This is a genomic window from Microcystis sp. M113S1 (assembly GCF_020246945.1).
In the GTDB taxonomy this organism is placed as follows: domain Bacteria; phylum Cyanobacteriota; class Cyanobacteriia; order Cyanobacteriales; family Microcystaceae; genus Microcystis.
Map to the genome: position 1 here is coordinate 1 of NZ_JADBSA010000200.1, position 11060 is coordinate 11060.

The following is an 11060-nucleotide window of genomic DNA, read 5'->3' on the forward strand; positions in this document are numbered from 1 at the left end:
CACTATTCCAGGTAATAGCTATGGTATTAAATCTGGGACATCCATGGCCAGTCCCCATGTGGCAGGGGCAGCGGCTTTGTTGTGGTCACAAAATCCTACTTGGACAGCCCAACAGGTGAAAAACGCCTTAATGAACACGGGCGACCCCCTGGCATCCCTTGCCGGTAAAACGGTTTCTGGTAAGCGGCTCAATGTGTTTAAGGCTTTGGGAGGTACTAATCCTAATCCAGGACAATATACAGTAACAAACCAATTTATCGGAGATTTTGCTTCTTGGTCTGCCAACCCGAACGTAAGGGTATTAACGGGTGATTTTAACGGTGATGGTAAAACTGATGTGTCCCTAGTCAATCAGTCCGCAGGATGGAATACATTGCCAGTCGCTTTCTCTCAAGGAAATGGGAATTTTTCCGTAACAAACCAATTTATCGGAGATTTTGCCTCTTGGTCTGCCAACCCGAATGTTGACGCACTAACAGGTGATTTTAACGGTGATGGTAAAACGGATGTGGCCCTAATCAATAAATCCGCAGGATGGAATACATTGCCAGTAGCTTTCTCTCAAGGAAATGGGAGTTTTTCTGTAACAAACCAATTTATCGGAGATTTTGCTTCTTGGGCTGCCAACCCGAATGTAAGAGTACGAACGGGTGATTTTAACGGTGATGGTAAAACAGATGTGGCCCTAATCAATAAATCCGCAGGATGGAATACATTGCCAGTAGCTTTCTCTCAAGGAAATGGGAATTTTTCCGTAACAAACCAATTTATCGGAGATTTTGCCTCTTGGGCTGCTAACCCGAACGTTAACGTACTAACAGGTAATTTCAATGGTGATAGTAAAACGGATGTGGCTCTAGTCAATCAGTCCGCAGGATGGAATACATTGCCTGTGGCTTTTTTCTAGCGCTATCGCCTTGTCGTAAACTCTGAAAATATGGAACGCGATCGCCTTTACATGAGCTAAAAATCTAAAACGCGATCGCCTTACATGAAACAAAATTTTAAAATGCGATCGCCTAAAAAACCCTAATTGGGGGGGAGCGTTGACATTATCTTAGTAGCAGGAGGTTTCTTTTACTGCTGCTTGGGAGGAGTGGATTTCTTGCAGGTTGCGAAAATAATTGACGAGGGGATTCATGAGACCTCTTGTGAAAACTAAAAATTGTTGTTAGGGTTAGGCTTCGGCTGTCAGGAGAATTAAGAATGAATAATAATCAATGTTAGGCGTTTACTTACTGGCCTTCTCTACTCGCACTTAGAAGTTAATTGAATGGAAAGAGCTTCTACGGTACACTAAAAGTTAACGTTGCTGTTGGAAAAAACCTAATCCCATGAATCGTCGTGAATTTGTTGCCCTCGTTGGTGTTGGCGGAGCCATGGCCTGCGCCCCAGAAATACTAGGGACGGCTACCGACCAAGAGATGACTCCAGCCCAAGCGGCGGAAGGCTTTGTGAAAGTGACGGGCATTACCCTCAAAGAATTGGAAGCCAAAGGCAGTTTTCTGGATAAAAAATCCCCGGTCGGCTCCTTGCTCCTGATCTGGGAGAAAAATACGAAAAAGATCAGTGCAGTAAACCCGACTTGTACCCATGAAGGCTGTACGGTGAAATGGAATACTGGCGCACAGATTTTAGCTTGTCCCTGCCATCCGGGAAAATTTACCGCCACTGGGGTCGTCACGAATAAACCCCCAAAACGCAATCTAACCACCTATCAAGTCAAGGTCGAAAAAGACGTTATTTTCGTGAAAAAAGCTTAACGGGGTTGACGGAATACCATGCCTTTGGTGACACGGGTAGAATTAGTGACTCTCTACTCGCACTTAGAAATTAATTGAATGGAAAGCCTCCTTGACGGAGGGAGATGAGGGACCAATCAGTGTGACTTCCTAGACGTAGGTTGGGTTGAAGCATGAAACCCAACGCGCGCATGGGTTACGAAGTGCGCTAACCCATCCTACAAATAATTGTGCCTCTGCTGCTTGGGAGGAGTGGATTTCTTGCAGGTTGCGAAAATAGTTGACGAGGGGATTCATTAGACCTCTTGTGAAAACTAAAAATTGTTGTTAGGATTAGGAGTCTCCGAGTCAAGATTCTCCGAGTCAGGAGAATTAAGAATGAATAATAATTAACTAAATAGTCTATTTACATATTTTATGCCATTTAATCCTTATTTTTGCCGTTTTTGAACCCTCAAAAATTAATTATGCAATTAGCTGAATCTCCCCCACCCCCCCTTGCCTGATCTCAACAAGCAATTTAAATGCTTGATAGCTTATCAAACCCAGAAATGCCAGCTTTTGTAACAAAAATTTACATTAGGACGACTGCTCCTTGCTCCTGGTGCAACTAGATGTCCTAACTTGACAACATCTACCTTACTGCTTGTTCTAAGGTTTGCCCATCAATATAAGATGTTTTATTTGGGCTTGATAGCCCACCTCAACCTGATTGAGGTACAATTAATAGATTTCTGGCAAAAGTCCTAAATACCTCAATCCAAAATCGAAAATTAGAAATCGTCAATTTCTCTGATTTATGCAAGAGGTCTAATGTGAAATATCAAATTCAATTCAAGCCTAAAGCTATCAAAGACTTAGAAAAACTTTCTTCTCAAGATCGGACTCGGATTATGGCTAAAATTGAAGCAATGAAGGATAATTTACAAGGAGATGTCAAGCAATTAAAGAATTTTACGCCTAATTATCGCTTAAGGGTGGGTAACTATCGAATTCTATTTGAGGTTGAAGAAATAACTTTAGTGATTTATCGTGTTAAACATCGACAAAATATCTACAATTAAATTAAGGAGAAAACAATGATTGAATTACATCCTGAATTCTTAATCAAAAATGGCAAAAAAGAATTTGCTGTTTTAACTTATGAGGAGTTTATGAAAATTAAAGAAATCTTAGAAGACTTAGAGGATTTGGAAGATTTAATACAAGCAAAAGAAGAAGAAAAAGATAGTCAAACTTATTCTCTAGATCAGGTTAAGAAGATGCTAAATATTGATTGATTGCTTGTATCTTGCTTTAATTCGACTATTTCGCAGATGGGAAAAAATAGCGTTCCCCTTGTATCTCTAAATCCGGCTCGTTTTCCAGAAATGCTAAAGGGTTGACAGGGAAATCCTGCTGTCAACACTTCAAAATCAGGGAGGTCATGGATAGCAATTTTCCTAATATCTTGATCGGGAATTTCTTGAAAATTATTGAAATATACTTTTCGACAGTTATCGTCTATTTCACAAGAATATATACAGTCATAACCAACGCTCTCAAAAGCTAATCTAAATCCTCCAATACCAGCAAAAAGATCGATAAATCTGAGTTTTTCGTTTGTCATTGCAAAATGATGACACCAGAGATAGCCAAAGTAAATATAGCGTTTCTGATTCAGAAGAGGTACATTTCCGATCCTGAACAGCTTAATCAGCGAAAGTTTAAGTGTGCCGCACAGATGCGAGAACTGCTATATATCCTAATTTTACCAAATGTTCCGACTTATGCAGCGATAAAAACTGTAGTCTAGATAGGCGTTACCGAAAAAGTTTTTTGTGGGGACAGATTTTGGAGTGTCGGGTGTCGGGTGTCGATACCAAATTAGGTTACACTTTATCTTGAGAAAGGCTGTAACCCCTGATGGTATATTTGGGCCATAGTATAGATCGCTAGTTTAGATTTGTTCAATTGGGTGAATAAGATTAGATAAAATTTCGTTCCATTTTAATTTATGAATAGTTTGTAATTCCGAATCTATTTCAATCAGATGGGAATAGCTATTGAGAAATTCTTCTGGAGATGATATCAGTCTCAGATAATATTTAATTGTCGGTATAATACCATTGGTGATTATTTGACAACCATGGTTGTTTTTGATAGTTTGAATCTCGGACATGATTAACTCCACTTCTGTGGGTTTAACATCAAAAGATGATAGGATATAATATCTTCTCGGATTAAATTTAATAATTTTATCTTTGGCAATTCGGAGAATTTGTAAATCAATGTACTTACCATGCTTAATTTCAATAACTTCTACTAATTGTTTATTTTTATCAAAAATCTCAATATCTCCTGCACTACCAGAAGTTAGATCAGAAGCTGTGTGACTGCCTAGAGGTTTTAATGTGCAGGATTTGTATCTTTCTACTTCTATAATTAACCTTTGATAAATTGCATATAGTGCTAAAACGGGTAATTTGGAAGCTCCGCGAGTTTGATAATTGAAACTAAAATGATTTTCTAGGCAACTGCTCAAAGTGTTGATATCAAAAGGTTCAGGATTATCTATCTTCAAAATTTTAATCTTTTGGGTCTGGATAATCTGATTAACTTGATGAAGTAAAAGCCTTAAAATAACTTCAGCTTGTTGAGGATTAGTTTCAATAAAATCAATTAAACCCAGAAAAGCATCTTTGGTTTTTTGATTACTAATTTTACCTTGATAATCTAAAGTATAGGGAAAGGGTTGTTCTAAAGAACGAGTTAGCCAGCCACTTTCTGCCATAGCTGGTAATCCCAATTGTTTCAAGGTGGGAGTAATATACTGAGTATCAATAGTTCTTCCTGAAAATCCTCCAGGTAAATTAGTTTGATGGTATCTAATATCTTGATTAGGATAGAGAATTTTATGAACTAATAAAGTTATTAAAACCGTATAAACTCCCTTTTGTTTTGAGCAATTAGTAGCAATTTGTTGGATATAGTTTTGATAGGGTTGAGGGAGCAGTGGTTGCCGATCATCTAAATTTAAGGATTGGTCATAAATTTCTAATAACTTTTCTTTATGGTTCATAAAATCTAATCCGATAATTTCCAATTGAATATTCTGACGAGAAAAAGAAAACTCCTTTAAGGATACTCTAGAATTGTTTTCAAAAATATGTTTCTTAATGGCAATAGCCAACTCTTGAATCATGGGAATACAAACCGAATTACCCACCTGTTTATAAGACTCAGCTAAGTTAGGATGAATTTGAAAGCTATCGGGGAACTTCATCAGTCGATAGCATTCTTGGATAGTTAATTTACGCACCTGATCTTGTTCGGGTATATAAATAAAAAAACGTCCAGATGTTTCCTGAGATGGTATAGTAGGATGTACTCCATCGATCGAATAAATTCGGTTAGGTTGATGATGAACCCGGGATAAATGTTCTGTATTTGGTCTGATACCTTTTTTCCAGATAGTTTTATTGCGATAACCGACAAAAATTAATCCTGATGGTTGTAAGGTAGGATTATCAATGAGAGTATATTCTTTTTTATCTAAGTATTCAAAATTGCCTTGAGGAGACAGAAAATCGCGTAACTTAGGTATTGGTGAAGTATATTTTAATGAGTTGAAATTAAATTTTTTATTTTGGGTAGCAATAATAATAATTCTTTCTCGATTTTGCGGCACACCAAAATTCTTGGCATTTAAGAGCTTATAATCAACTAAATAACCCAGTTCTTCCAAAGAATGCAAAATAATATCTAAGTTTTTGCCTTTGTCGAGGTGAATTAGGTGTTTAACATTTTCCAGAAGAATTATTTTCGGCTTTTTTAATTCTACTATTTCGCAGATGTGAAAAAATAGAGTTCCCCTTGTATCTCCAAATCCGGCTCGTTTTCCAGAAATGCTAAAGGGTTGACAGGGAAATCCTGCTGTCAACACTTCAAAATCAGGTAGGTCATGGATAGCAATTTTCCTAATATCTTGATCGGGAATTTCTTGAAAATTATTGAAATATACTTTTCGACAGTTTTCGTTTATTTCACAAGAATATACACAGTCATAACCAACGCTCTCGAAAGCTAATCTAAATCCTCCAATACCAGCAAAAAGATCGATAAATCTGAGTTTTTCGTTTGTCATTGCAAAATTATGACACCAAAGAAATTAATCAATGGGTGCGTTACTCTTTGTTAACGCACCCCAAAGAAATTACACCGAAGTTAAGGTTTTCTCCGCGCTAATTTGCGCTTCGGGACTATCCGCTTCCGAGGGGGGAACCACTTGCCAGAATTGACCGAGATAACTATCCCAATTAGCTAAAATTAACTTACCCTTGGGGCTATTAGTGCGTTCTACATGAGCCTCAATTAAAGATTTTAACTGTTCAGCGCTGGCTGCCGTGGCAACCCGTTGAATCTTGACAATTTCGGGGTTAAGTTTCTCCGGTAGGGATTGGTCGAGGATATAAGCTAATCCCCCTGTCATCCCGGCGCCGACGTTGCGACCGACGGAACCAAGCACAACAATTACCCCACCGGTCATGTATTCACAGAGGTGATCCCCGGCTGCTTCGATAACTGCTTTCGCGGTGGAATTGCGGACAGCAAAGCGTTCACCAGCGCGACCATTAGCGTATAATACCCCACCGGTGGCCCCGTAGAGACAGGTATTACCGATAATAGCGTTATCTTCGGGCTGATAATTGGCGTTTTGGGGCGGTATAATGACAATTTCGCCGCCGTAGATGCCTTTACCCACATAATCGTTAGCTTCTCCCTCTAAATGGAGATTGACACCAGGTAAATTAAATGCTCCGAAACTTTGACCGGCTGCACCCTGGAAATTGAGCTTAATTTCGCCTTCAAAGCCGTCATTACCGTATTTTTGGGCAATTACCCCCGCAATTCTCGCCCCGACGGAGCGATCAGTATTGACAATCCTGTAGGTTTTGCTGACGGTTCCCTGTTGCTCGATCGCCTGTTTAATCTCGCTATCTGCTAGAATCTCGTCATCGAGAACAGCACCGTTACTATGTACTTCCTCGTGCTGCAACCAAGAGCGGTCTCGGCCATCGGGTAAATTCAACAAACAATCGAGATTGAGGGATTCTGTCTTAGTTAAATGAGCATCGGAGCGCACTTTTAACAGATCTGCCCGGCCAATCACCTCATTTAAACTGTGATAGCCTAATTTCGCCAATAATTGCCGCGTTTCCTCAGCCACCAAAGTGAAGAAATTGACCACATGAGCGGGAATTCCGGGAAAACGAGCGCGGAGACGTTCCTGCTGGGTAGCGACTCCCACAGGGCAATTATTCGTGTGACAGACGCGGGCCATGATACACCCCTCGGCAATCATGGAAATGGAACCAAAACCGAATTCCTCCGCACCCATGAGAGCAGCCATGAGGATATCCCAACCGGTTTTTAGTCCTCCATCTGCGCGCAAAATCACCCGATGACGCAGTTGATTTTCCATTAACATCCGATGCACTTCCGTCACTCCCAATTCCCAGGGACTACCCGCGTGTTTGATCGAACTTAGGGGTGATGCACCTGTACCACCATCGTGACCAGAAATCTGGATAATATCAGCGTTAGCTTTGGCAACTCCGGCCGCAATTGTGCCGATACCGATCTCGGCCACTAATTTGACGGAAACTTTGGCCCGGGGGTTAATTTGGTGTAAATCGTAGATTAATTGCGCTAAATCTTCGATCGAGTAGATATCGTGGTGAGGAGGGGGAGAAATCAAAGTTACTCCCGGTTTTGAGCGCCGTAACATGGCAATATAGGAACTGACTTTTTTCCCCGGTAATTGACCTCCTTCTCCCGGTTTTGCTCCTTGGGCCATTTTAATCTCTAGCTGTTTTCCACTCATTAAGTATTCGGGGGTGACTCCAAAACGTCCCGAAGCTATCTGTTTAATGGCAGAATTAGCCGTATCACCGTTTTTTAAGCCGTTTAGATGGGGCATAGTCACAGAATGTCCTTCTGCATCCACATCGCTTAAGCTGGTATAACGGATCGGATCTTCTCCCCCTTCTCCGGAATTGGACTTACCTCCGATGCGATTCATGGCGATCGCTAGGGTTTCGTGTGCTTCCCGTCCCAAGGCACCGAGGGACATTCCCCCTGTGCAGAAGCGTTGCAGGATACTTTCGAGCGATTCTACTTCTTCGATGGCAATTGAGGCTCGATCGCTGTTAAATTCTAATAGATCGCGCAATGCAGTAACAGGTCTTTGCTGCAAGATTTGACGATAGGTTTCGTAATGGTCATATCCTTCACCTTGGGAGTGAGCAGCCACTGCTTTATGGAGTGCTTTCGCCATTTCCGGGGAATTCATGTGGTATTCTCCCCCCGGACGGTAGTTGACAAAACCGTAGTTTTCTAGTTTTTTAGCGGTAAGATTGGGGAAAGCTTTGCTGTGGAATGCGATCGCTTCTTGGGCCACTTCAGCAATGCTTAAACCCCCGACGCGACTGGTAGTACCGTTAAAAGCTAGTTTAACTAAATCTGCCGATAATCCGATCGCCTCGAAAATTTGCGCCCCATGGTAGGAAGATAGGAGAGAAATACCCATTTTCGAGAGGATTTTCAGTAATCCTGCTTCTACGGATTTGCGGTAATTAATTAGGGCTTTTTCGAGGCTAATAGCTTCTAATTTGCCGTTTTCCATCAATTTCTGCGTTTTTGGCTCGATCCACCACTGGGCGATCGTTTCTAACGCAAGATAGGGACAGACTGCGGAAGCGCCATAACCAATTAGACAAGCGAAGTGATGGGTACTCCAACATTGGGCCGTGTCGATAACGATCGAAGCTTTTAAACGCAAGTGTGAGCGAATCAGGTGATGATGGACTGCACCAACAGCTAATAAGGGGGGAATATAGCTAGTTTTTTCGTCAATAGGAGCAGTTCTGTCACTGAGAATTAAAATTTCCGCTCCCGATTCTACTTTCTTGGCGGCCTCAGCGCACAAATTAGCGATCGCAGTTTCTAATCCCCCCGGTCCGGTGGTCAGATCATAAAGGGTAGAAAGTTCGGCTGTTTTGTAGCTAGAGGTTTTAACTTTGGCTAATTCAGCGTTATTGAGCAGGGGAGAGTCTAATTTCAGTAAATGTGCGTCATCAACCCCTAATTTAAGTATATTGCCCCGTCGTCCCAGATACATAGTCAGGGACATGACTAAACTTTCCCGTAAAGGATCGATGGGAGGGTTAGTAACTTGGGCAAAACGTTGTTTAAAGTAATCGTAGAGAAGATGGGGTTTACTGGAGAGGACCGCTAGGGGAGTGTCATCACCCATACAGAAAGTCGGTTCTTTTCCCTGTTCTGCCATGGGGACGATAATCATATCCACATCTTCGGCAGTATAACCGAAAGCGGTTTGCCGGGGAAGGAGATTACTAGGAGCGGGAATGTCGATCGCTGTTTCTTTGTCAATAAAGGTGCGTTGGGATTTCACCCATTCACCGTAGGGATTAGATCGGGCAATTTCCTGTTTAATCTGCCAATTACGCTTAATTTCGCCTTTTTCTAGGTCCACTGCGATCATTTGACCGGGGCCGAGACGACCTTTTTCGATAATGGTGGTTTCATCAAGGGGAATAGTTCCCGCTTCCGAGGAAACGACGATATAACCCGTGTTAGTAATGCTATAACGGGCCGGTCGCAAACCGTTGCGATCTAAACAAGCGCCGACGATTCCCCCGTCACTGAATACCAGTAAAGCTGGACCGTCCCAGGGTTCCTGTAAACCGCTATAGTATTCGTAAAAGTCGATAATTTCGGGATAATCCTGTAAATCCGGCTGATTATTGTAGGCCTCCGGCACTAGGATCATAGCTGCTTCTAGGGGACTGCGACCGGTTCTCACCAATAATTCTAGGGCGCTATCGAGGTTATAGGAGTCGCTGTTAGCGGGGTTAACAATGGGAGTCAAGGATTGTAATTCTTCGTGGGTCCAACCTTCCGTTTCTAAAGCGGGTTCCCGGGCCGACATCCAGTTAATATTGCCCAAAAGGGTGTTAATTTCGCCGTTATGACCCAATAAGCGCATCGGTTGAGCGAGAGGCCATTTCGGTTGGGTATTGGTGCTAAAACGTCGGTGATAAATGGCGAATTGACTGCTATAGGCGGGATTTTGCAGGTCTAGATAGAATTCTCGCAGGATTTCGCCCCGTACCATGCCTTTATAGACAATGGTGCGACAGGAAAAGGAACAGAAATAGAAATCATCGGCCAGTTGCTTACCGACTTCAGAACGGGCAATATAGAGTAGGCGATCGAATTGAGAACCGGCTAAATCGGGGGAAGTAACCAGAATTTGCTCGACAAAGGGTTGATTTTCCCTTGCTTGTCGGCCGAGGGTTTCAGGACGGACGGGAACGGTACGCCAACCTAAAATCTTAATATTATATTTATTGACAATTTCCTCGATATGTGCTTTAGCGTCGGCTCGTTCTTGGGTTGCTTGGGGAAGAAAGACCATACCCACCCCTAGACGCTCAGATTCTGGCATATTTAAGCCATTTTCGGCGAACCAAGGAGCGAGGATAGCTCTAGGGATAGCGGTCATTATACCAGAACCGTCACCGGAATCCTGATCGGCGCTGCAGCCTCCCCGGTGTTCCAAACAAGCGAGGGCCGAAAGTGCCTGTTCAATCAGTTGATGGCTACCCGAACCGCGCACATCGGCAATAAAACCGACTCCGCAAGCGTCCCGTTCTTCTACGAGCCATGGGGGACCCCAATAGGGATCAATTTGGTGTATATTGTCGATTTTTAGGTTATTTTGTTGCGCCATAGAAGTTATCCTTACGGTCGTCGTCTAGAAGGGTGGGATAGTTGGTCTGCTGAAAGGGTCAATCTAGAATAGAATTTTTTTTGATCTTGCCGTTTCGATTGTCGCTGATTTTTCCTAATTTTTGCCTGTTGCCATCTTTATCTTGGCCAGTCTGAGGAATCACAGGTGATCTACCATGATATAGTAGCTCTCAGGAATTGTCACCGAAAATCCCCCAGGAAGGATGGGGGGGAGAAACCTTGTTAGGTGCTTATTTTGGTAGAATATTGTCAGATTTTGACACTCCCATCGCTAAAAGCGAGGGATTCTTGGTTCACTGAGTTTCCTTAATCTGGCAGGACGTATCCAACCAAACCAGAGGGAATCTCACGCCGGCGCGCATTAGTTTCGGTATGCCCTACCGTACTTAGTCCCTTTTTGAGAATGTTGATAGCGGCGTTAATATCTCTATCTTCTACATAGCCACAATGGGGACAAATATGGGTTCTCGTAGATAGAGATTTAGGGACTTTTTGACCACA

Annotated in this window: 8 protein-coding genes; 4 read left to right on the top strand and 4 right to left on the bottom strand. The window is 42.3% G+C overall.

What is annotated here, in order from left to right:
• The 4 genes from IM319_RS10145 to IM319_RS10160 all read left to right on the top strand — a co-directional run.
• Window positions 1-907, top strand: a 907-nt coding sequence (locus IM319_RS10145) for an FG-GAP-like repeat-containing protein (RefSeq protein WP_287735502.1), incomplete at its 5' end; no start/stop codon positions are given.
• Between the two features lie 427 nt (window positions 908-1334).
• Window positions 1335-1763: a ubiquinol-cytochrome c reductase iron-sulfur subunit gene (locus tag IM319_RS10150; protein ID WP_287735503.1), complete on the top strand. Its 429-nt coding sequence runs from the start codon at window positions 1335-1337 to the stop codon at window positions 1761-1763.
• Window positions 1764-2557: 794 nt separating this feature from the next.
• The gene (locus IM319_RS10155; RefSeq protein ID WP_002751000.1) at window positions 2558-2806 is read left to right on the top strand and encodes a type II toxin-antitoxin system RelE family toxin; all 249 of its coding nucleotides are present in this window, start codon (window positions 2558-2560) and stop codon (window positions 2804-2806) included.
• Window positions 2807-2821: 15 nt separating this feature from the next.
• On the top strand, window positions 2822-3022 hold the full coding sequence (locus tag IM319_RS10160) for a hypothetical protein (protein WP_002751002.1): 201 nt from the start codon (window positions 2822-2824) through the stop codon (window positions 3020-3022).
• Here IM319_RS10160 and IM319_RS10165 read toward each other — a convergent pair.
• The 4 genes from IM319_RS10165 to IM319_RS10180 form a co-directional block, all read right to left on the bottom strand.
• Window positions 2992-3351: a DNA cytosine methyltransferase gene (locus IM319_RS10165; RefSeq protein WP_287735504.1), complete on the bottom strand. Its 360-nt coding sequence runs from the start codon at window positions 3349-3351 to the stop codon at window positions 2992-2994. The genes IM319_RS10160 and IM319_RS10165 overlap by 31 nt on opposite strands.
• 330 nt (window positions 3352-3681) lie before the next feature.
• Window positions 3682-5868: a DNA cytosine methyltransferase gene (locus tag IM319_RS10170; RefSeq protein WP_287735505.1), complete on the bottom strand. Its 2187-nt coding sequence runs from the start codon at window positions 5866-5868 to the stop codon at window positions 3682-3684.
• 69 nt (window positions 5869-5937) lie between these two features.
• Window positions 5938-10539, bottom strand: coding sequence for a glutamate synthase large subunit (gene gltB, locus IM319_RS10175; protein WP_287735506.1), 4602 nt, complete (start codon window positions 10537-10539; stop codon window positions 5938-5940).
• Between the two features lie 326 nt (window positions 10540-10865).
• Window positions 10866-11060, bottom strand: a 195-nt coding sequence (locus IM319_RS10180; protein ID WP_287735508.1) for a zinc ribbon domain-containing protein, incomplete at its 5' end; no start/stop codon positions are given.

What these genes read in the sequence shown, in the direction of transcription:
- IM319_RS10165 (WP_287735504.1), bottom strand. Translation starts at nt 3,351, where the DNA reads ATGACAAACGAAAAACTCAGATTTATCGATCTTTTTGCTGGTATTGGA.
- IM319_RS10170 (WP_287735505.1), bottom strand. Translation starts at nt 5,868, where the DNA reads ATGACAAACGAAAAACTCAGATTTATCGATCTTTTTGCTGGTATTGGA.
- IM319_RS10160 (WP_002751002.1), top strand. Translation starts at nt 2,822, where the DNA reads ATGATTGAATTACATCCTGAATTCTTAATCAAAAATGGCAAAAAAGAA.
- IM319_RS10150 (WP_287735503.1), top strand. Translation starts at nt 1,335, where the DNA reads ATGAATCGTCGTGAATTTGTTGCCCTCGTTGGTGTTGGCGGAGCCATG.
- gltB (WP_287735506.1), bottom strand. Translation starts at nt 10,539, where the DNA reads ATGGCGCAACAAAATAACCTAAAAATCGACAATATACACCAAATTGAT.